General features: G+C 64.0%; 14 protein-coding genes. 7 read left to right on the top strand and 7 right to left on the bottom strand.

Going from position 1 to position 23,131, the window contains the following annotated elements; all coding sequences use genetic code 11:
- The 4 genes from AWB70_RS37455 to AWB70_RS37470 all read right to left on the bottom strand — a co-directional run.
- On the bottom strand, positions 1-6,851 hold a 6,851-nt coding region (locus AWB70_RS37455; protein ID WP_143281749.1), incomplete at its 3' end, for a non-ribosomal peptide synthetase.
- 206 nt (positions 6,852-7,057) lie between these two features.
- Positions 7,058-7,954 carry a cupin-like domain-containing protein gene (locus AWB70_RS37460; RefSeq protein WP_053570650.1) on the bottom strand — a complete coding sequence of 299 codons (897 nt, stop codon included), beginning with the start codon at positions 7,952-7,954 and terminating at the stop codon, positions 7,058-7,060.
- 25 nt (positions 7,955-7,979) lie between these two features.
- Positions 7,980-8,162 carry an MbtH family protein gene (locus tag AWB70_RS37465; RefSeq protein WP_075644287.1) on the bottom strand — a complete coding sequence of 61 codons (183 nt, stop codon included), beginning with the start codon at positions 8,160-8,162 and terminating at the stop codon, positions 7,980-7,982.
- A gap of 283 nt (positions 8,163-8,445) precedes the next feature.
- Positions 8,446-9,216 (bottom strand): DUF3047 domain-containing protein, encoded by a 771-nt coding sequence (locus AWB70_RS37470; protein WP_053570648.1) that lies wholly within the window; start codon positions 9,214-9,216, stop codon positions 8,446-8,448.
- 142 nt (positions 9,217-9,358) lie between these two features.
- Between AWB70_RS37470 and AWB70_RS37475 the strand changes: the two genes are divergently transcribed.
- The 6 genes from AWB70_RS37475 to AWB70_RS37500 all read left to right on the top strand — a co-directional run bounded on the left by AWB70_RS37475 (position 9,359) and on the right by AWB70_RS37500 (position 16,568).
- Positions 9,359-10,120, top strand: a complete 762-nt coding sequence (locus AWB70_RS37475; RefSeq protein WP_053570647.1) for an enoyl-CoA hydratase/isomerase family protein — start codon at positions 9,359-9,361, stop codon at positions 10,118-10,120.
- A gap of 66 nt (positions 10,121-10,186) precedes the next feature.
- Positions 10,187-11,248: an ABC transporter substrate-binding protein gene (locus AWB70_RS37480; protein WP_053570646.1), complete on the top strand. Its 1,062-nt coding sequence runs from the start codon at positions 10,187-10,189 to the stop codon at positions 11,246-11,248.
- 10 nt (positions 11,249-11,258) lie between these two features.
- Positions 11,259-12,326, top strand: a complete 1,068-nt coding sequence (locus AWB70_RS37485) for an ABC transporter ATP-binding protein (protein WP_053570645.1) — start codon at positions 11,259-11,261, stop codon at positions 12,324-12,326.
- Between the two features lie 9 nt (positions 12,327-12,335).
- A complete protein-coding gene (locus tag AWB70_RS37490) occupies positions 12,336-14,117 on the top strand; it encodes an ABC transporter permease subunit (RefSeq protein ID WP_053570644.1) in 1,782 nt (593 codons plus the stop codon).
- Between the two features lie 26 nt (positions 14,118-14,143).
- A complete protein-coding gene (locus tag AWB70_RS37495; protein WP_053570643.1) occupies positions 14,144-15,688 on the top strand; it encodes an AMP-binding protein in 1,545 nt (514 codons plus the stop codon).
- 37 nt (positions 15,689-15,725) lie between these two features.
- Complete coding sequence (locus tag AWB70_RS37500; protein WP_045456494.1) at positions 15,726-16,568, top strand: IclR family transcriptional regulator; 843 nt, start codon at positions 15,726-15,728, stop codon at positions 16,566-16,568.
- A 12-nt stretch (positions 16,569-16,580) separates the two neighbouring features.
- Here the strand turns inward: AWB70_RS37500 and AWB70_RS37505 are convergent, their stop codons facing one another.
- A complete protein-coding gene (locus AWB70_RS37505; RefSeq protein ID WP_235024432.1) occupies positions 16,581-16,865 on the bottom strand; it encodes a superinfection immunity protein in 285 nt (94 codons plus the stop codon).
- Positions 16,866-17,060: 195 nt separating this feature from the next.
- Here AWB70_RS37505 and AWB70_RS37510 point away from each other — a divergent pair, with 195 nt between their 5' ends.
- Positions 17,061-18,272, top strand: a complete 1,212-nt coding sequence (locus AWB70_RS37510) for a M24 family metallopeptidase (RefSeq protein WP_053570641.1) — start codon at positions 17,061-17,063, stop codon at positions 18,270-18,272.
- A gap of 100 nt (positions 18,273-18,372) precedes the next feature.
- Here the strand turns inward: AWB70_RS37510 and acnB are convergent, their stop codons facing one another.
- Positions 18,373-20,958, bottom strand: a complete 2,586-nt coding sequence (gene acnB / locus AWB70_RS37515) for a bifunctional aconitate hydratase 2/2-methylisocitrate dehydratase (RefSeq protein WP_053570640.1) — start codon at positions 20,956-20,958, stop codon at positions 18,373-18,375.
- A gap of 254 nt (positions 20,959-21,212) precedes the next feature.
- Positions 21,213-22,541: an NAD(P)/FAD-dependent oxidoreductase gene (locus AWB70_RS37520; RefSeq protein ID WP_053570774.1), complete on the bottom strand. Its 1,329-nt coding sequence runs from the start codon at positions 22,539-22,541 to the stop codon at positions 21,213-21,215.
- Between the last annotated feature and the right edge of the window lie 590 nt (positions 22,542-23,131).

The following is a 23,131-nucleotide window of genomic DNA, read 5'->3' on the forward strand; positions in this document are numbered from 1 at the left end:
CGCACGAGCACGCCGGTGGACCAGCCATCGGAGACGATGTGATGCATCGTGAAGAGCAGCACGTGTTCATCGGCTGCAAGACGCAGCAGTTGTGCGCGCAGCAGCGGCCCGTGCTGAAGATCGAACGCGCGGGTGGCTTCGACTTGCGCGAGGCGGCGCACTTGCGCATCATCGGAAAGTGCAATCAACGGCAACGTGATCCGCAACTCAGAAGCGATGCACTGCACAGCTTGACCGTCGTGCTGCGTGAACGATGTTCGCAAGCTCTCATGACGCGCCACGAGCGCATTCAAGGCATTCTCGAATGCCGATACATCGAGCGATCCGCTCAAACGCACGGCGACCGGAATGTTATAGGTGGACTGTCCGGGATTGAGCTGTTCGAGGAACCACAAACGTTCCTGTGCAAAAGACAGCGGCAGCTTCGCCGGACGCGGCATCGCTTGCAAGGGCGGCAAGGCGCTGGCTTCACGCGATGATTCTTCCAGCGCTTCAGCAAGTGAGGCGACACTGGGCGCATCGAACAGTGTGCGCAAGGGCAGTTCAATAGCAAGCGCTTCACGCAGACGCGACACGAGTTGCGTAGCGAGCAGCGAATGACCGCCGAGTGCGAAGAAGTTATCGAAGACGCTCACGCGTTCGAGACCGAGCACGCTGGCGAAGCATTCAGCGAGCGAGTGTTCGAGCGACGAGCGCGGCGCGACATAGGCGGCGAGATCCTGCCACTGCGGATCGGGCAAGGCACGGCGATCGAGCTTGCCGTTGGGTGTCAGCGGCAACGCATCGAGTACGACGAAGGCCGAAGGCACCATGTAATCCGGCAACCGCGAGTTCAAATGCTCGCGAAGATCGCCAGCCTCGACCTCTGAAACCAGCGTGACATACGCTATAAGTTGCTGATCCTGCGTTTTCTCATGCCGAGCCCGCGCAATAACCACGGCCTCACGCACCGCCGGATGACTGGCGATCTGCGCCTCGATCTCTCCCAACTCGATACGGAAGCCGCGAATCTTCACCTGAAGATCATTGCGCCCAAAGAAGTCCAGACTCCCATCCGGCCGATACCGCCCGAGATCGCCCGTGCGATAGAGGCGAGCGCCCGGAACGAACGGATCGTCGATAAAGCGCTCGGCGGTCAACTCGGGCCGATTCAGATAGCCTCGCGCCACACCTGCGCCGCCTACGTACAACTCACCCACCGCCCCGATAGGCGCGAGCCGACGCTGCGCGTCGAGCAGATAAATCGTCAGATCGGGAATGCGCACGCCGATAGGGCTATTGCTGTCCGCGCAATCCTCGCGCGTCAGCGGCCGGTAGGTCACGTGCACGGTCGTCTCGGTGATGCCGTACATGTTGACGAGTCGCGGCTTCTGGTCCGATTGACGCGCATACCACGGCTCGAGCATCGACGGATTCAGCGCCTCGCCGCCGAAGATCACATAGCGCAGCGCAGTGGGGGCATGGTTCGTCTCCTGCGCCTGAATCAGCGCACGAAACGCGCTCGGCGTCTGATTCAAAACGGTTACGCGCTCCTGCTGAAGCAGGCTAAGGAAGTCGGGAGCGAAGCGGGCCACATGCTGCGGCACGATCACGAGCTTGCCGCCATAACGCAGCGCGCCCCACATCTCCCAGACCGAGAAGTCGAAGGCGAACGAGTGGAACAGGCACCAGACATCGCTTTCGTCGAAACCGAACCAGCCGTGCGTTGCGTCGAACAGGCGCACGATTTGCGCATGCTCGACCATCACGCCCTTGGGCTTGCCCGTCGAACCCGACGTGTAGATCACGTAAGCGAGATGGGGCAGAGCGACAGGCGTGTGCGGATCGTCTTCTGAAAGCGTGTCATCGAGCGGTGCTTCGGGGTCGAGCACGGCGAGCGTTCCCGTGTCGCCCAGCGCTTCGCGGCCCGCTGCATCGGCGAGCAGCAGACGCGGCGTCGAGTCGGTGAGGATATGGCTCAGGCGCTCTCCCGAATAAGCGGGATCGAGCGGCACGTAAGCGCCGCCCGCCTTGAGTATCGCGAGCAGCGACACCACCATGCCGATGCCGCGCTCCACGCACAATGCCACCCGATCTTCAGGGCCCACGCCAAGCGCGATCAGACGATGCGCCAGCCGATTGGCGCGCGCATTGAGTTGCGCATAGGTGAGCGATTCGTCTTCGAAGACGAGTGCGATTGCATCGGGTGCTCGGCGAGCCTGTTGCTCGAAGCGCTGATGAATGCAGAGGCTATCGGAATATGACGCGCCAGTGGCGTTCCACGTGGAGACCAGCAAAGTACGCGTCTCCGGCGGCAGGACGTCGAGTTGATTCACCGGCGTATGAGGCGCCTTGTCGAGCGCTTGCGCAAGGCTCGAAAGCGCCTGCTCCATATAGCCGCACAACTGTTCGGGCGACAGCGGCGCGACCGTCTGCGCAGTAAGTGCGAGGCTGTCGCCGTTATCGTCGACGGAAAGCGTCAGCGGATAATTCGTGCGCTCTTCCGCACCGATAAGCTCGATGCCCTCGAAGGCCGCGTGTTCATCCGCGGAGGCTTGATTGTGCCGATAGTTCAGCAACGCGTTGAAAAGCGGCGCGGGCGCCGCAACGCCGCTGCATCGCTGAGCGAGCGCGAGCGGCGCATGCTGATGCTGCAGCAGCGCGGCCAGTCGTTCATGCGTGAGCCGCACGCTGTCGGCAACCGATGCATCGGTCATATCGAGGCGAATCGGCAGCGTGTTGATCAACAGCCCGAGCGCCTGATCGACGCCTGCCTGCATGCGCCCGAGCAGCACGGTGCCGAACACGATGCGTCCGTCCGCATCGACCGCGCTGCCCGCGCTCAGCACGCGCGCCCACGCAAGATGACACAGGCTCGCGAGACTCACGCCGAAGTGCCGGGCCTGCGCGCGCAACCGTGCGTTCAACGCAGCGGGCAGCGTCACATGCGCTTCGGCGACGGTCGAGCCGTCGTGATGAACATCGGTGAAGCCGAAGGGCAGCGTCGGTTCGGTGACATCGGCGAGCAGATCGCGGAAGAACGCTTCATGCGCGTCCTGGCTCGCGCCGAGCCGCGCCTGCGCGACGAGATCGCGGAACGGCTGTGGCGTGCCGAGCGAGTGGCCGCGCCCGTCGAGTATCGCGCCGATTTCCGCATGCATGACTTCGAGCGTCGCGTGATCGCCGATCAGGTGATGCCAGTTCAGTTGCATGAGCCAGCGTTCGCTTTCGTCATCGTGCGCAATCGTGATGTGCAGGAGCGGCGCGCGCGCGAGATCGAGACGTCGCGTGCGCGCATCGAAATGACGCGCCAGATGATCGATCGTGGAACCTTGCGCCGGATCGGTCGCGATCTCGTCGATCGTCACGGGCACATCGCGCAAGACCACCTGAGCGGGCGTCGTCACACCTTCGTGAATGAACGCGGTGCGCAGAATGTCATGGCGCGCGACGACCTGCCGTAAGGCGTCGAGCCACGCATCGAGACGCGCACGGCTGTCGAACGCGAGACGCGCCGTTTGCAGATACGGATCGCCCTCGGTGGTCAGCATGTGGTGAAACAGAATGCCTTCCTGCAACGGCGCGAGCGCATAGATGTCTTGCACGTTGGCGAGACCGCCGGGCACGCGTTGGACGATACGATCGATATCCGCCTGCGTCAGTTCGATGAGCGGCAGCATGCCCGGCGTGAGCGCCTTGCAATCAGGCGTGACCGCATTGGGCGGCACGACGATATCGGCTTTCGGCGCGGTGTAATCGATCGCGTTGGCGAATGCGCTGAGCACGGGCGTGGCGAAGAGATCTCGCACGCTCGCTTGCAGACCGATGCGGCGCATCCGCTCGATGAGCGTCACCGCGAGCAGCGAATGGCCGCCGAGCGCGAAGAAGTTGTCCTGCCTGCCGACGCGCTCGATGCCCAGCAATTCGGCCCACAATTCGGCGAGCGCGGTTTCGGTCTGGCCTTGCGGCGCTTCGAAGGGACGCAGCGCGAAGGCGTCGGCTTGCGGGTCGGGCAACGCGCGGCGATCGAGCTTGCCGCTCGGCGTGAGCGGCAGCGCATCGAGCGTGACGAAGGCGGCGGGCGTCATGTAGTCGGGCAGACGCGCGCTCAAATGCTCGCGCAGCCCGCTTGCATCGATGCCGAATTCATCGCTCGCGGTTACATAGGCGATGAGTTGCTGATCCTGCGAACCCGGCGTGCGCGCACGCGCGATCACCACTGCATCGCGTACGGCAGGGTGGCTCGCGATCTGAGCCTCGATCTCGCCGGGCTCGATACGGAAGCCGCGAATCTTGATCTGATGATCGTTGCGGCCGAGGAACTCGATATTGCCATCGAGATGAAAGCGCGCGAGATCGCCCGTGCGATAGATGCGTGCGCCGGGCACGAACGGATCGTCGAGGAAGCGCTCGGCCGTGAGTTCGGGCCGGTTCAGATAACCGCGCGCCACGCCCGCGCCGCCGATATACAGTTCGCCCACCGCTCCCGGCGGCACCACGCGTCGCCGCGCATCGAGCACATAGGTGCGCGTGTTGGCGAGCGGCTTGCCGATGACGGGCTGCGTCTGCGCGTCCGTGATCGGCGCGACGGTCGCATCCACGGTGCATTCGGTCGGGCCATAGACGTTGAAGGCGCGAATCTGCGCGGCGTGCGCGAGACGGCTCCAGGTTTGCGGCGTGAGCGGCTCGCCGCCGACGAGCACGGTCAGCGGCGCACGGCGCTGTTCGAGCAGGCCTGCGGAGAAGAGCGATTCGAGTTGAGTCGGCGTGCAGTCGAATACGTCGATGGCGGCGGTATCGAGAAAATCGACCAGCGCCATCGCATCGGTGCGCACGTCGGCGGGCACGATGACGAGCCGGTGGCCCGCCAGCAAGGCGGTGAGGTTCTGCACGGAGGCATCGAATGCGATGCTGGCGTTCAGCGTCACGCTCGAGTGCGGCGCGCAGTGCGCGAACACGGTCGCATGCAAGGCGTGATGCAGATTCATCACATGGCGATGCTCGACCATCACGCCCTTGGGCTTGCCGGTCGAACCGGACGTGTAGATCGCATAGGCGAGATGATGCGATGCAAGACCGGGCACATGCGGATCGTCTTGCGTGAGCGCATCGTCGGGCGATGCATCGGGATCGACCACGGCGAGCGTGCCGACGTCGCCCAGTGCGCGACGGCCCGCGGCATCGGCGACGAGCAAGAGAGGCGCGGCATCGCCGAGAATGTAGCTCAGGCGTTCGCCGGGATACGCCGGATCGAGCGGTATATAAGCGCCCCCGGACTTGAGGATCGCGAAGAGCGCGACCACCGCGCCGATGCCGCGCTCCATGCACAGCGCCACGCGGTCTTCGGGCTTGACGCCCAGCGCGATCAGCCGATGCGCGAGCCGGTTGGCGCGCGCATTGACCTGCGCAAAGGTGAGCGATTCGTCCTTGCAAACGAGCGCAATGGCATCGGGCGTGAGCCGCGCCTGCTGCTCGAAGCGCTGATGCATGCACAGATGCTCGGGATAGGGCGCAGCCGTGTCGTTCCAGCGTTCGAGCAGCGCCTGCCGCTCGGGCAGCACGAGTTCGAGCGTATGCAGCGGCGCATCGGGCGCATCGAGCGTCTGTTCGAGCAAGCGCGTGAAGCGGCGCGCATGAGCGTCCACGGCGTCGGCGCTATAGAACGACGGGTTGCCATCGAACATCAGTTCGATGCCGAGCGCATCGCCCTCGTCATGCACGATCAGCGCGAGATCGTCGGGCGTGCCGTAGAACGAGCGATTCGACGCAATCCGGCAGCCGGCGAAATCGAGCGCGCGGCTGTACTCCGGCATGATGTTTACCGTGGGACCGAAGAGCGGCCTGTCGGATTCCATGCGTCCCACATCGCGGCGGATATCCTTCACGCGATAGCGTTGATGACGCAGAACGCGGCGGCTATGCCGCGAAACCGCGCCGAGCAGCGTGGTGAGACTCGTGCGTTCGTCCACGACCGCGCGCAGCGGCAGCGCGTTGGACAACATGCCCGGCACGTTTCTCGCCACGCGTCCGACCCGCGCCGTGACCGGCACGCCGAGCACCACTTCGGACTGTCCGCTCAGCCGCGCCACATAGGCGGCCATGACGGCGGTGACGATCTGCGGCCAGGTCGTGCCGTTGCGCTCGGCCATGTGGCGCAGGCGCATGGTCGTATCCGGCGACAAACGCATATGCGCGATTGCCTGCGTATGCGCGCCCGGCTGAATCGGCTCGTGCGCCATGCATTCGGAGAGGATCACGGGCTCCGGACAATCCTCCAGATAGTCGCGCCAGAACTGCTGATCGCTTTCGAACGCCTTCGATGCGCGATACGCGTCGTCGTCGTCGAGCAGATCGGTGAGCCGTCCCCAGCCGGAAGGCGCGGGCTCGCGTCCTTCGATCAGCGCCGAATACACCGCCGCGAGGCGCTGCGTGAAAAGCAGGAACGAGAAGCCATCGAACGCAATATGGTGAATGCGCTGAAAGAGGAAGAAGCGCGTGGGGCCGGCCTGAAAGAGCCGTCCGTCGAAGAGCGGCCAGTGGCCGAGATCGAACGGCGTGGCAAGCGCCGTTTCGATGTCGCGATCGATCGCTTCCATCGGATCGGGCGCATCGCTCACATCGACCACGCGAAGCGTGAAGTTCAGCGGTTCATCGGGCACGGCCTGACGCGGCAGGCCGTCGGTGACGAGCACGCGCACGCGCATGCCCTCCGCCTCGTCGATCGTCTGCCGCAAGGCCGCCTGAAGCACGTCGATATCGAGCGGTCCGATGATCTCCGTCAGTTGCGCCAGGTTGAAGCGCGGATCGCGCAAATCGAGCTGCTGTCGAAAGAAGATGCCCGATTGCGCGGGAGCGAGAGGAAGGCTGAGCATGGCGTCGATCCAGTTGGAAGAGCACGTGTGCGTGCCCTGAAAACCGATGGTCAAGGACGTCGTCGCCAGACATCGCGGAAGAAAGGCACGCGCGTTCGCGCGCGGTTCCACCTGGCACAGATCCTTGCGTGTTCATCAGACTGTCGAAAGACTTGCGTCGAGATACGGCTTGCGTGCGCGCGAGCCGCGCGCGCGGTTAGGCGATCTCAGGACGTGACTAGCCGCGAAAGGGAACCCAGTGCGACAAACGCTCTCATGCGAAACGCCAGCATGACGCTTTGCTGTGCCCGGATCACGTCTTTCACGGCGGGATCGCTCAAGGAGCCGATGCGGTTGAGCGGGGTTCTGAAACAATGCGCGAGTGTGATGCCGAAATCGTTATCGGCGGGATCGACGCCATGCCACCAGAACGGCGGGATATACAGCACGTCGCCGGGTTCCAGCGTGGCTTCGAACTTCGTCAGCGCGTGGTCCGCGGGAAAGAAGCGCGCGCCGTCGTCCATGTGATGCAGATTCGACTTGATCGGCACGGCATACGCCGGCCATTCATCGTTCGAGAGCTTGAACATGGAAATGCGCTTGGTGCCGAGAAGCTGTGTGGTCAGCGTTTCGTCGGTCGTATGGTAATGCCATTCGGTCGAGGCATTGCGGTAGATGAAGAGCCGGTCTTGCGCATAGACGCGCGGCGGCTGATCGCGCTTTGCATCGAGAAAATCGTAATGGCCGAGATCGGCTTTCCACTCCGGCGGAATCGGCAGCGAGCGGATCGCATGCGTCTCGTCCGGCGCGGCATTGCGCAGGCGCATGATCGCCTGATCGAGATTCAGCTTCGGCAGGTTTTGATACCAGAGACCGGCAGGCGATGCATTGAAGGCATCCGATACGCCGACTTCGCGGTTCGTCAGCGATTCTAGATAACCTGGCGTCGCCCATTTCTGGAGCGCCGGCCAATTGCGGACAGCCTGTCTGATAACAACGGGTTCCTGCGCGCAAACATGGTCGCTCCAGAACTGGCCATGTTCGAGCATGGTGTGATCGATGGACGGAAGTTGTACATTCCGGCCCGGAACGAGATCGATAACTTTCACGATGCGCTTTGCCATTTTTCCACTCCCATATCGAGGTTCGTCAGGACCGCGGATCGCTCCAATGCGTTTCGATGTAGTCCAGGCATTGCCTGCGCGAACTACTTGGATGCTCCACTTCCCAGCCGTTGGGAACGTCGAGATGAGCGGGCCATAGCGAGCGCTGCCGCATTGCATTGATCAAGACACAGAACGTGCCTTGTTCGTCGTCGAATGGGTTGTCCACGCTGTTGCTCCCTTCGTTCGTGCTTCGGATTGCAACGAAATATAGGCGCCGGGAGTTAGCAATGAATTAGGCATCGCGGAAGAAATCGGACGCGATGAGCGCCTTGAAAAAGACGTGAAGAATGCCTCGATATTAAATATCGGCTTCGAATCGGGAGCAAGGGAAATCGCGTGACGCCGCCTGGCGCAAGCGCGCTTCGATGAAAAAGAAGCCGCGGAAAATCGTCGCGTGATTCACGCGGATGTCACGCGGCTTCGAATAGCACGATGACGAAGCAAGCGCTTCACGGCCCGGGCAGAAAGCGAATATCGCCATACCACGCGCGCGCGGTGCTGCCGGTATTGTCGGTGTCTGTCAGCAGACCATAGCCCGTGATGCGGCCCGGCGGTTCGTGAAAGACTTTCTCGTAGTCTTGAACGAGATTGCGGCGCATGCTCTGCCATTCACCCGCGTCGCCGGCCTGACCCGAGACGACGATCATCTGCACGCGGCCCGTGTGAGGATTCGCAATGACGCTCTCCGGCGCGGCCGTCGCGGACCACACGTACATGAGCGTCGCGTAGGGCAGATCCTGCCCGCCGATCCGCTTCGCCATTTCCATGCTGGCCCGGTCGAAAAGCGACAGCTTGCTCTTGTCGCCATCGAACACGAACACCAGCCGCGCGGGCGCATCTTCCTTGGAACCGACCCGGTTGTCCGCACCTTCGACGGCTTTCTCCGCTTTCCAGCGCCACGCCACCACGGGCGATTTTGCGAGATCGATATCGCCCTCGTGCATCAGCGCGGAGGCCGAGCGATTCGCGTCGGCTTGCAGGACGGTCGTCTGACCGTCGCGAACGAGCGTGTATTGCGTCATCGGCTTGCCGCGCACGACCGGCAGGTTCTTCCATCCCGCGGGCAAGGGCGCGCCCGGCTCCGCCGTGGAAAAACTCACGCCCGGCGATTGCGCGTGAACCGGGGCGGATAGCGGCGGCAACAGGAGCGCGAAGCACGCGGCCAGCGCGGCGCGCCGGGCGTTGGGCTCGCGCGCGAGCGGGGTCGAAGGACGATGCATGGCGTTCGCTTCTGGCTATGGGTTTCCATTTCATTGTAGTGAGCCGACGCGGACGTCGCTGCGAGCGCGTAAACCCTATTGCGGCTTGTTTTTGATGAGCCTATATTGGTATTCACCATCAACTATTACTATGCGATAAAACATGAGCGAAGACGTCCTGTTCTCGAATCACGGCCGCGTCGCGGTCATCACGCTGAATCGTCCCGAGCGCCTGAACGCGTGGACCACGCCGATGCGCGAAAAGATCATCGCGGCGCTGGATCGCTTCAACGCCGACGACGAAGTCGCCGCGATCATCATGACGGGCGCGGGCAACCGCGCGTTCTCGGCGGGACAAGACCTGTCGGAGGCGCACGATTTCGACGGCGAACGCGCCGTCGCGTGGGTCAAGGAATGGCAGCGCTACTACGCGGCGCTGCGCAACCTGAAGAAGCCGCTGGTGATGGCGCTCAACGGCACGGCCGCGGGTTCGGCGTTCCAGGTCGCGTTGCTCGGCGATATCCGCGTGGGTCACGCGGGCGTGCGCATGGGCCAGCCGGAAATCAACGCGGGCATCGCCAGCACGACCGGCCCGTGGATCATGAACTCGATGCTCGGCATGTCGCGCACCATCGAGCTCACGCTCACCGGCCGGCTGATGGAGGCGGAAGAGTGCCATCGCATCGGTCTGATTCATCACCTCGTCGAGGAAGACAAGGTGTTCGACAAGGCGCTCGAAATCGCCACCGATCTCGCCGACAAACCGCCCGTCGCGATGCGTCTGGACAAGCAGCGTTTCCGCGAAATGACCGAACCGGGATTCATCGACTGCATCGAAGCGGGCGAGCGCATTCAGCGCGAAGCGTACGACTCCGGCGAACCCGCGCGAATGATGGAAGCGTTCTTCAGCAAGCGCGCGAAATAAAGCGAAAACCACGTCGAATCCGAGTCGAGCCGTTTCTTTCTCAACCCTGTGCGGGAGACCTGAACCATGACGCAAGACTTCAATCCGGCGCGGCGCCGCGTTCTGCACGGCGCGGGCGCGCTCGCGCTGGCCGGCGCGATGCCGCTCGCGGCGCGCGCGCAAACCAAACAGATCGTGGTTTCGGACCCCGGCGGGCCTTATACGACGGCGTATCGCGAAGCGTTCTACGATCCGTTCGAGAAGGCCACCGGCATCAAGGTGGTGAGCGTCGCGCGCGAATCGCAGCCGGTTGCGCAGTTCGCGGCGATGGTGCAGACGAAGAACTACGTGTGGGACGTGACGACGCTTACGCTCTCCGCCGACATTCCGTATCTCGAAGCGAAGGGCCTGCTCGAACCGATCGGCCTGAAGGCAAGCGATTTTCCCGACATCATGCCGGAGGCGATCACGCCGAACTGGCTCGGCGTCGATGTGTACTCGACCGTGCTCGCGTATCGCGCGGACAAGTTCAAGGACAACGGCCCGAAATCGTGGGCGGACTTCTGGGACGTGAAGAAATTTCCCGGCCGCCGCTGCCTGCGCCGCAGCCCGCTCGACACCCTCGAACAGGCGCTGCTCGCCGACGGCGTGCCGCTCGACAAGCTCTATCCGCTCGACGTGGATCGCGCGTTCAAGAGCCTCGACAGGATCAAGCCGCACATCAATATCTGGTGGACCTCGGGCGCGCAGGCGATGCAGGCGATCCAGAGCGGCGACGTCGACATGATCTCGACATGGAATGGCCGCGCGCAAGCCGCGAAGGACGCGGGCGCGCCGGTGAACATCGTGTGGAATCAGGGCCTCTATTCGATCGAAGGCTGGGGCATTCCGAAGGGCACGCCGCGCGCGGACGCCGCGAAGCAGTTCGTGCGTTTTTGCGCCGATGCGAAGCGTCAGGCGCTGCTCACGCGCACGCTCGCCTACGGCCCGACCAACAAGAAGGCGTTCGAGACCATCAGCAAGGAACGCGCGACGCTCCTGCCCACGGCGCCCGACAACATCCGCGACATGAAGCTGCCGAGCCCGCAATGGTGGGAAGAGAATCGCCAGAAAGTCACCGAGCGGTTCAACTCGTGGATCATTTCCTGAGGACGGCACGATGAGCTCGAAACTCGAAGCGATCGGCATCGCGAAGCGCTATGGCGATGCGGTCGCGCTGGAACCGACGGATCTCGCCGTGCAGGCGGGCGAATTCCTGACGCTGCTCGGTCCCTCGGGTTCGGGCAAGACCACATTGCTGCAAATGATTTCGGGGCTCGTCGCGCCGAGCGCGGGGCGCATCGAGATCGACGGGCGCGACGTCACGCATGTCGAGCCGGGCAAGCGCGGCATCGGCATGGTGTTTCAGAGCTACGCGCTCTTTCCGCACATGAGCGTGTGGGACAACGTCGCGTACGGCTTGCGCATGCGCCGCAAATCGCGCGAGGAAGTGCGCGCGGCCGTCGACGATGCGCTCGCGATGGTGCGCATGAGCGAATTCGCCAGGCGCTTTCCGAAGGAGCTGTCGGGCGGGCAGCAGCAGCGCATCGCGCTCGCGCGCTGCTTCGCGTACCGGCCTTCGGTGATCCTGCTCGACGAGCCGCTCGGCGCGCTCGACAAGAAACTGCGCGAGCACATGCAGTCCGAGATTCGCCGTCTGCACAAGGAGCTCGGCGCGACCTTCGTCTACGTGACGCACGACCAGGACGAGGCGCTCACGCTGTCCGATCGCATCTGCCTCATGAATCAGGCGCGCATCGAGCAGGTCGGCACGCCCGCGGACCTCTACGACCGTCCCGCCACGCGTTTCGCGGCGGGTTTCATCGGTCATTCGAATCTGCTGGAAGGCGCGCTCGACGAGACGCGCGGGGCGCGCGGCGAGCCGATTCTGCTCGCGGCGGGCGGGCGCATTCCCTTGCCGATGAACGCGGGCGCGCCGACGGCTTCGGCCGCGCGCCACACGCTGCTGCTGCGTCCCGAAGCGCCGCGCCTGGTCGAGCCGCAGGACGGTTTCGTCGACGGCACGATCGCGGATGTCGTGTTCTTCGGCAGCGATACGCGCGTGCAGCTTTCGATGAACGACGGCAGCGAGCTCACGGTGCGCTGCGAGCGCAGCCTGAGCCCGCGCATCGGCGACCGGGTGGGGCTCGTGTGGGACCCGTATCGCACGACGCTGCTGCACGCCTGAGGACACGCCATGACCATCGCCCTACACGCGCATCGCGAGCGCGATGCCTCGCGCCGCGGCTGGCCCGCGCGGCTCGCGCGCTGCGCGCGCTTTCTGCCGGCCGTGCCGACGCTCCTGTTCCTGCTCGTGTTCTTCATCGTGCCGGTGGGCGAGATCCTGCAAGGCGGCCTCGTGAGCGCGGAAGGGCAGATCGGCCTTGCGCAGTTCGAGCGCATCGCGCGCACGCCGGTCTACGCAAAGGTGCTGTGGATCACGTTCGCGATCTCGTTCATGACGGCGGCGCTTTCGATCCTGCTCGGTTATCCGGTCGCCTACATGCTGAGCCGTCTGCCGGAGCGCGTGCGCGAACGCTGGCTGCTGTGGATCATGCTGCCGTTCTGGACCAGCTATCTCGTGAAGACCTACGCGTGGATGCTGCTGCTCTCGAAGACGGGCGTGCTGTCGACCATCGCGCTGTCGCTCGGTCTCGTGCGCGAGACGACGGGCACGATTCCGTCGCTGACCGGCGTGCTCATCGGCATGGTCCATTCGATGCTGCCGCTGGCCGTCATGACCATGCTTCCCGTGATGCGCGGCATCGACGACCGGCTCGCGCAAGCCGCCGAAACGCTCGGCGCGCAACGCAGCATGAGCTTTTTCACGGTGTTTCTGCCGCTGTCGTCGCCGGGCGTGGCCGCGGCGGGGCTGCTCGTGTTCATCTCCAGTCTCGGCTTCTTCATCGTGCCCGCGCTGCTCGGCTCGCCGAAGGAAACGATGATCGCGCAGCTCGTCATCTCCTCGGTGCTCGAACTGTTCGACATGCGCTTCGCGGGCGCTTTGTCGACGGTGCTGCTCGTCTGCTCGATCGTGATCTTCTTCGTCTACGACCGCATGGTCGGCCTCACGTCGCTGACCGGCGAAAAGACGGAGCGTTCGCGCGGCTCGCGCGCGGCCGGTTTCAGGCTGGCGCTGCTGCTCGCGGCGGGCCGCGTCTTCGCGCCCTTCATGCTGCGGCGGCGGACGATCGCCGAACCCACAGCGCGCGCCGCGAGCCCGCTCGGCCTGTACACCTGCGTGATCATGGCGGTGCTGGTCGCGCCGGTGCTGTCGGTGATTCCGTATGCGTTCACGAAGAGCGATTTCATCGCGTTCCCGCCGAAGCTCTTCAGCACGAAATGGTTCGGCACGTTCATGGATTCGCCGGTGTGGCACAGCGCGGTCATCCGTTCCTTCGAAGTCGGTCTCGGCACCGCGCTGCTGTCGCTCTTGCTGGGCTTCGGCGCGACGCTCGCGATGACGCGCATGCCGCGCCGCGCGAGCAAGCCGTTGTTCGCGCTGCTGGTCGCGCCGCTGATCGTGCCGCGCATCGTCGTCGCGGTCGGGCTGCTGTATCTGTTCGGGCGCTTCGGGCTGACGGGCACCAATCTCGGTCTCGTCATCGGTCATACGGTGCTCGCGATTCCCTATGTCGTCGTGACGCTCGCGGCGGGCTTCCAGCGTTTCGACTGGCGTCTGGACGACGCCGCGCGCGTGATGGGCGCGTCGCCGCTGCGGCGCATCACCTCGGTCGTGCTGCCGCTTCTGATGGCGAGCGTGACCGCCGCGTTCCTGTTCGCGTTCCTCGTGTCGTTCGACGATCTGACCATCGCGATCTTCGTGAGCGGCGGCATCAATTCGACGCTGCCCAAGCAGATGTGGGACGACATTCAGCTCGCGGTCACGCCGACGCTCGCCGCGGTCTCGACCACGCTCATCGTGCTGATCGCGCTCGTCGTCGCGGTTTCATCCATGCTCAAGCGCCGCGCGCGCTGAATTCCTGGCTTTCAATCGGTTCGGACATGCATCGTTACTCAGACTATTTCGCTCATCGTCACGCAGAGGACGAACTGGATTGCGTGCCGCTGCTCGCGGCCGGCCTGCGCGCCGCGCCCGCGCGCACCGTCGTGCATTTCGACGATCACGCGATCACCTGCGCGGACGCCGCGCGGCGCATCGCGCAGTTGCAGCGCTGGTTCGCCGGCGAAGGGCTCGTGCCGGGCGACCGCGTCGCGGTGATGCTCGGCAACAGCCCCGAGCATATTCATCTGATCTACGCGCTCATGCTGAGCGGACTCGTCTGGGTGCCGGTCAACACGAAGCTGCGCGCGGCGGGTCTCGAATATCTGCTGCGCCACGCGGAGCCGAAGCGCTTCGTGATCGACGACGACTTCGACGCCGCGACCGCGTCGATCGATTGCGGCGCGGCGCAGCGCGTGCGTCTGCCCGCCTTCGATGCGAGCGACACGGACACGCGCTTCACGACGCCCGACATCGGCGTGCACGATCCGCTGTGCATCATCTACACGTCGGGCACGACGGGCGCGCCCAAGGGCGTTGTTTTCACGCACCGCATGATGCGCATCGCGAGCGAAGCGGCGCTGAAAGTGGCGGATGTGCGCGAGGGCGACCGCCTGTTTCTGTGGGAACCGCTGTGTCATATCGGCGGCGCGCAGATGTTGCTGCTGCCGTTTCTCGAAGCCGTCACGCTGTACGCGGTGCCGCGATTTTCGGCCTCGCATTTCTGGCCGCAGATCGAACGCGCGGGCGCGACGCAACTGCACTATCTCGGCGGCGTGCTCGACATCCTCATGCAATTGCCTGAAGACGCGCAGCCCGCGTTGCACACGTTGCGCGTCGCGTGGGGCGCGGGCGTGAGCGCGCCGGCGTGGCAGCCGATTGAGGCGCGCCTCAAGGTGCGTTTGCGCGAGTGCTACGGCATGACCGAATGCTCCAGCTTCGCGACGATGAACGCCACCGGCAAGCCCGGCTCGATCGGCCGCGCGTTGCCGTGGATCGGCATCGAATTGCTCGATGCGGACGGCCAGGCCGTGAAGGAAGGTGAGGCCGGTGAAATCGTGCTGACGAGCAAGGTGGAGGGCGCTTTTCTGCCGGCTTACCTGAAGAATCCCGACGCGACCGCGGCCGCGCTGCGCGGCGGCAAGCTGCACACGGGCGATCGCGCGCGCCGCGACGCCGACGGCGATCTGTACTTCATCGGCAGGCAGACGGACAGCATGCGCGTGCGCGGAGAAAACGTGTCCGCGTGGGAAATCGAGCGCGTGTTCGCGGCGCATCCGGCGATCCGCGCGAGCGCGGCGATCGGCGTGGCGTCGGAGATCGGCGAGCAGGATATTCTGCTCAATGTCCAGTTCAAGGACGAGCCGGTCGAATGGGAAACGATGCACGCGTGGGCGCGCGAGCGTCTTGCGAGCTTTCAGTTGCCGCGCTATTACCGCGCGGTGGCAAGCTTCGAACTGACGGCGAGCGAGCGCATCAAGAAGCATCTGCTGCCGCGCAACGTCGAGGACGCGTGGGACCGGCTGGGGAAAGTGCCGGCACGGTGAGATAATTCGCGGTTCGAACCGAACGACAACAAGACCGATGAACGACGAGCCCAAAGCCCCGCGCAAGCGCAAGACTCCGGCGGCGAAGCCGCAAGGCGAGCCGGCGGACCCGAGCGCGTCTTCGCTTTACGTTCAGTCCGTCGAAAAGGCGATGAAAGTGCTCACCGCGTTCGACGGCAGCAAGCGTCAGCTTTCGCTGTCGGAAATCTCTTCGATCACGGGTTTCGACCTGAGCGCGACGCAGCGCTTCACGTACACGCTGTCCGCGCTGGGCTATCTCCTCAAGGATTCGGACAGCCGCAAATACGAGCTGTCGCCGCGTCTTCTCGACTTCACCTATCACTACCTCACGTCGAACGAACTGGTGAGCCGCGCGACGCCGTATCTTCAGCAACTCGGCTCGGAGACGGAAGAGGCGACCAATCTCACCGTGCTCGACGATACCGACATCGTGTTCGTGCTGCGCATCGTGAGCCGCAACGTGTTCAACGCGCATGTGATCACCGGCTCGCGGTTGCCCGCGTATTGCACCGCGCCGGGCCTGGCGATTCTCGCGACGCTCACGGACGGCGAAATCGACGATATTCTCGCGCGCACGAATCTCGTGCCCTACACGGCGTCCACCGTGTATCAGCCGCGCAAGATCAGGGAGCGCATCGCGCAGATTCGCAAGCAGGGCTATGCGCATACGGAAGACGAATACTTCGTCAGCGACATTTCGACGGCGGCGGCCATCACGAACGTGCGGGGGCGCGGCATCGGCGCGGTGAATATCGCGGTGGCGCGCTCGCGCTGGCAGCCCGATCGCGATGAAAAGCGCTTCGCCGATCTCGTCATTTCCACGGCCTCGGCCATTTCGACGCGGCGGCGCGTCGAGTAGGCATCGCGCCGGTTACTTGTCGCGATCGGGTGCGTCCGTGTCTTTGTGGTGTGTCGTCGAGCGCGACACGATGGCATCGATCGTATGCCGCGCCGATGCCTGCCGGTTGCTCTTCGCGATGCGTGCGAGCTGCCGTGCGCTCTCGGGATGAAACGCCCAGTACAGCGCCGCAAACCAGCCGATGACGGTCCATCCGAACAGCACGTTGAACAGGGCGAGCATCAGCACGGAGCGGCGTTTCTTCCGGTCCGCCAGTATCGCGGGCAGCAGATAGAGGCCGGTCGCCGCGATCGCCAACAGTATTTCCGCCACTACCCGCAAGATGTCGCTCCCTCGTCGATGCGCTTTTCGAGTATAGCCAACGGAGAGACTGCCGTCGTTTACCCGCGATGTCGAAAACGGCTGCGTTGCGTGTCGAATCCGGAAATGTTTTAAAACGCGAGGCTCCTAACATTCGCTCACATCACCCGACTTTTCAAAGGAGAAGAGCGCATGAAAATGGAGAACCTCATCCGGATCGAGAACGGCGACAAGGCCAGACACACGTTCTCCGACGCCGAATACGCGCGCCGTCAAGGCAAGCTGCGCGATCTGATGGCGCGGGAGAATATCGACGCGGTGCTGTTCACTTCGTATCACAACATCAACTACTACGCCGACTTCCTGTATTGCTCGTTCGGTCGCAAATACGGGCTCGTCGTGACGCAGTCGAAGGTCGTGTCGATTTCGGCGAACATCGATGGCGGCCAGCCGTGGCGGCGCACCGTCGGCGATTACAACGTCGTGTACACGGACTGGCAGCGCGACAACTTCTTCCGCGCGGTGCAGGGCGAAATCGACAACAAGGGCCGCGTGGGCCTGGAATTCGATCAGCTTCCGGTCGAGATGCTCGGCAAGCTGAAGGCCGCGCTGCCGTCCGTCGAATTCGTGGATATCGGCGTTGAGACCATGCGCATGCGCATGATCAAGTCGGCCGAAGAGATCGAGGTGATCCGGCACGGCGCGAACGTGTGCGACGTGGGCGGCGCGGCGCTCGCGGCGGCGGTGCATGAAGGCGTGCCCGAGCACGAAGTTGCGCTCGCATCGACGCAGGCGATGGTGCGCGAGATCGCGCGGCGCTTTCCCGACTCGGAACTGATGGACACCTGGACGTGGTTTCAGTCCGGCATCAACACGGATGGCGCGCATAACCCCGTCACGACGCGCAAGGTGCAAAAGGGCGACATTCTCAGCCTGAACTGCTTCTCGATGATCGCGGGCTATTACACCGCGCTCGAACGCACGATGTTCTTCGATCACTGCTCCGACGCGCATCTGCGTCTGTGGAAGATCAATGTCGAAGTGCACGAGGCGGGCCTGAAGCTGATCAAGCCGGGCGCGCGTTGCAGCGATATCGCCAGCGAGCTCAACAAGATCTACGCGGAATACGGCGTCCTGCAATACCGCACCTTCGGTTACGGCCATTCGTTCGGCGTGCTCTCGCACTACTACGGGCGCGAAGCGGGGCTGGAATTGCGCGAGGATATCGACACGGTGCTCGAACCGAACATGGTCGTGTCGATGGAACCGATGATCATGCTGCCGCAAGGCCTGCCCGGCGCGGGCGGCTATCGTGAGCACGATATTCTCGTCGTCGGCGAACAGGGCGCGACGAATATCACGGGCTTCCCGTACGGGCCGGAGCGCAACATCATCGCGGCGTAATCGGCGGTCGGCCCAAAAAAAATGGCGCCGCAGGGGTCGGGCCTGCGACGCCATTCGTGGCGCTACGGCGAGATCGACTCGCCGTAGTCCGATAGCATGCTTACATTTGCACGGTGTCGGCGACTTCCTTGAAGTCTTCGATCTGATCGAAGTTCATGTACTGATAGATCTTGCCGCTGTTGGCGTTGAGCACGCCCATGTCGGCCATGTACTCTTCCTTGCTCGGAATCTTGCCCAGACGCGAGCAGATCGCCGCCAGTTCCGCCGAGCCGAGATACACGTTCGTGTTCTTGCCCAGACGGTTCGGGAAGTTGCGGGTCGAAGTGGACATGACCGTTGCGCCTTCGCGCACCTGCGCCTGGTTGCCCATGCACAGCGAGCAGCCCGGCATTTCGGTACGCGCGCCAGCCGTGCCGAACACGCCGTAATGGCCTTCTTCGGTCAGTTGCTTCTGATCCATCTTGGTCGGCGGCGCGACCCACAGCTTGACCGGAATGTCGCGCTTGCCTTCCAGCAGCTTCGAGGCGGCGCGGAAATGACCGATGTTGGTCATGCACGAACCGATGAACACTTCGTCGATCTTGGCGCCCGCCACGTCCGACAGCGTCTTCACATCGTCAGGATCGTTCGGGCACGCGACGATCGGCTCGTGAATGTCGGCCAGATCGATCTCGATGACGGCAGCGTATTCGGCGTCGGCATCCGGTTGCAGCAGTTGCGGATCGGCCAGCCACGCTTCCATCGCCTTGATGCGGCGCTGGAGGCTGCGCGGGTCCTGGTAGCCCTGGGCGATCATCCACTTCAGCAGCGTGATGTTGCTGTTGAGGTATTCGATGATCGGTTCCTTGTTCAGGTGCACCGTGCAACCGGCAGCCGAGCGCTCAGCCGATGCATCCGACAACTCGAACGCTTGCTCGACCTTCAGATCGGGCAGGCCTTCGATTTCGAGAATGCGGCCGGAGAAGATGTTCTTCTTGCCTTGCTTGGCGACCGTCAGCGAGCCTTGCTTGATCGCCCACAGCGGAATGGCGTTCACGAGGTCGCGCAGGGTCACGCCCGGCTGCATCTTGCCCTTGAAGCGGATCAGCACCGATTCCGGCATGTCGAGCGGCATCGTGCCGGTGGCCGCCGCGAAGGCGACGAGGCCCGAACCGGCCGGGAAGCTGATGCCGATCGGAAAGCGCGTGTGCGAGTCGCCGCCCGTGCCGACGGTGTCGGGCAGCAGCATGCGGTTGAGCCACGAGTGGATCACGCCGTCGCCGGGGCGCAGCGCGATGCCGCCACGCGTGCTGATGAAGTTCGGCAGCGTCTGGTGCGTCTTCACGTCCACGGGCTTCGGATACGCGGCCGTGTGGCAGAACGACTGCATGACGAGGTCCGCCGAGAAGCCGAGGCACGCGAGGTCCTTGAGTTCGTCGCGGGTCATCGGGCCGGTGGTGTCTTGCGAGCCGACCGAGGTCATCTTCGGTTCGCAGTACGTGCCCGGGCGCACGCCCTGACCTTCCGGCAGACCGCACGCGCGGCCGACCATCTTCTGGGCCAGCGAGAAGCCCTTGCCGCTGTCGGCCGGATTCTGCGGCAGGCGGAACAGCGTCGAGGGCGCGAGGCCGAGCGCTTCACGCGCCTTCGCCGTCAGGCCGCGGCCGATGATCAGCGGAATGCGGCCGCCGGCGCGCACTTCGTCGAACAGCACGTCGGACTTGACCTGGAACTCGGCGATGACTTCGCCGTTCTTCAAAGCCTTGCCCTCGTACGGACGCAGTTCGACCACGTCGCCCATTTCCATCTTCGAGACGTCGAGTTCGATCGGCAGGGCGCCTGCGTCTTCCATCGTGTTGTAGAAGATCGGGGCGATCTTGCCGCCCAGGCACACGCCGCCAAAACGCTTGTTCGGGATGAAGGGAATGTCTTCGCCCGTGAACCACAGCACCGAGTTGGTAGCCGACTTGCGCGACGAACCCGTGCCGACCACGTCGCCCACATACGCGACCAGGTGGCCCTTTTCCTTCAGCGATTCGATGAACTTCACCGGGCCGCGCTTGCCATCTTCTTCCGGCGTGATGCCGGGACGGGCGTTCTTCAGCATCGCCAGCGCGTGCATGGGGATGTCCGGGCGCGTGGTGGCGTCCGGCGCCGGCGAGAGGTCGTCGGTATTGGTTTCGCCCGTCACCTTGAAGACGGTGATGGTCAGGCTTTGCGGCACTTCCGGACGGCTCGTGAACCATTCGGCGTCGGCCCAGCTTTGCAGCACGGCGCGGGCGTGGGCGTTGCCCTTGTCGGCGAGTTCCTTGACGTCGTGGAACTGGTCGAACATCAGGAGGGTTTTCTTCAGGCCTTCGGCGGCCACGGCGGCGACTTCCGCGTCCGACAGCAGTTCGATCAGCGGCTGGATGTTATAGCCGCCGAGCATCGTAGCCAGCAATTCGGTGGCGCGTGCGCGGGAAATCAGCGTGCAGGCGGTCTCGCCTTTGGCAACGGCGGCGAGGAAGCCCGCCTTCACGCGGGCGGCTTCGTCCACGCCGGCGGGCACGCGGTGGGTGATCAGGTCGAGCAGCGTTTGCTCTTCGCCGGCGGGCGGGTTCGTCAGAAGTTCCACCAGCTCGGCGGTCTGCTGCGCCGTCAGCGGCAGGGGAGGGATGCCGAGCGCGGCGCGGGCGGCTACGTGAGCGCGGAAATTTTCAAGCATGGGGGACCGTTGGTATTCGTTGCAAAGGAAACTTTCCCAGGCGCGCCAAGGCTGCTCCGGGCACTCTTTTCGGCGTGATTTTATTGCGATATCGACCTGCTGTCAAACGTCTTATGTCTTATGTCTTATATAAGACTTACGAAAGATACTTGCATTATAGCTGATCGAAGCCGGTGTTCAAAGTCGCCTAATAGATTAGGAAACCGAAGCAATGTACTGACAAAGATGCGGCGAGGCGTCGCTCGCGGCTTCGATTACATCATTTGCGGGGTGTTCAGTGCCGATCCGTCGCTGAACCGGGCGAGCCTGAAGGGGCCGATGTCGAATTGCGGCGCGTCCTCCGTGACGATCCGGCTCACGAGCAGGCCCGCGCCCGGACCGAGGCCGAAGCCGTGACCGCTGAAGCCGGACGCGATCACGAGGCCGGGTTTCGCATCGACCTTCGAGATGACGGGGACGAGATCCGGCGTCGTATCGATGGCGCCCGCCCAGGCGTGCGCGATGCGCATGCCCGCCAGTTCGGGAAACACGCGCGCGACATTGTGCAGGGCGCGGTCGAGCCATTCGGTGTCCGGCCGGGGATCGAGGATACGCGTTTGCTCGAAAGGGGAGAGATCGCCGTCGCGCCAGTTCGCGCTGGCCTCCGGTCCGTGGAAGAAGCTGCGTCCGACGCGAATCTTGAGCTTCTTGTTGAGCTTGCTGCGGAACATGGCGCGGAACTTCACCGAATGCCGCAGGTTTTGCGGCGCGAGTTCCACGCGTCCGTAGCCGGGCACGGCGATGGTGTAACCGCCGTCCAGCCGCCGCCGCAGCGCGAAACCCGGTCCGGAGAAGCAGCCTTCGATGACGCCCGGCGCTTCGGCGGTCCGCAACGCCGTTCCCATCACGTTGATGGCGGGCAGATCGATGCCGTGTCGCTGGCAGAGCAGCGCGCTCCACGCCCCGCCCGCGAGCACGACCGTATCGGCTGCGAGCCGGCCGCGTTCGGTCCAGATGCCGGAAATGCGGCCGGCGCTCGTGTCGAGGCTGCGCACCGCGCAGTTCTGATACACCTTCGCGCCGAGCCGTTGCGCGCCGCGCGCGATCGCCGGCGCGGCTTTCGACGGTTCGGCGCGGCCATCCGTGACCGACCAGAGACCGCCGGCCCACTGCGCCCGTCCCGATGGAATGCGCGACGCGAGTTCGCGCGCACTGAGGATCTCGCTGTTGAAGCCGACTTCGCGCGCGCGGGCGAGCCACGCTTCCCACTGCGCGACATCGGAACGCTGCTCCGTGCCGTACAGAATGCCGGATTTGCGAAAGCCGACGTCCTCGCCCAGTTCCGCGCTGAGTTCGCTCCAGCGCCGCAGGCTCTGCATCGCGAGCGGCAACTCGTGCAGGTCGCGATTCTGCTGACGCACCCAGCCCCAGTTGCGTCCCGACTGCTCGCCGCCGATGACGCCCTTTTCGAGCAGCACCACCGACACGCCGCGCCGCGCCAGCTCATAGGCGCTGCTGACGCCGATGATGCCGCCGCCGATCACCGCGACGTCGCATCGCTCGGGGAAACCTTCGCTGCTGGTGACTTCGTCGATTCTTAGCATCGTGCGCGGTCGCTGGAATGTCGCCTGATGGTCCGATTTTCCCATCGTCCGCCGCGTGGCCGATAGGACGATCCTGTTGGATCGGTCGCCGGCGATTGCTGAACAGATGTTCATGGGCGGCGAATGCATTAGTTCAGGGTAAATACCTGTAATTGCGCTGAATGCCCGTAATTCGCCTCCGGGAAACCACTATTGACGCCAATATTTTCCGATATATAGTTGGCGACATCGAATCACATTGAACATGTGTTCAGTGACGAGCAAGCTCTACCGGTTTCATAACAGCGCCCGAAGACAAAACATAAGTCGAGGTTGAGGTAGCAGAACGATCCTGTTTAGCGACTACCCTCGGCAGCGAGGCAATGCTCTCCGCAAGCAGTCCGTCACCACCGATTTTTTTGAAGGAGTCAGCGTGAATCCACGCCCACAATTCCCGTTGCCGGCCAACGAAACAGAAGTGAGCTTCCGCCCGGGCACTGCCGCTGCGGCGGAACTCGGCAAAGCGCTGCAGCAGCGCGACGTCGTCGAGATTCCGACGGTCATCGGCGGCAAGCGCTATTTCTCGAACGATGTGGTCGAAGTGCGCGCGC

Origin of the sequence: Caballeronia cordobensis (assembly GCF_001544575.2) — a bacterium.
Classification (GTDB): Bacteria; Pseudomonadota; Gammaproteobacteria; order Burkholderiales; family Burkholderiaceae; genus Caballeronia; species Caballeronia cordobensis.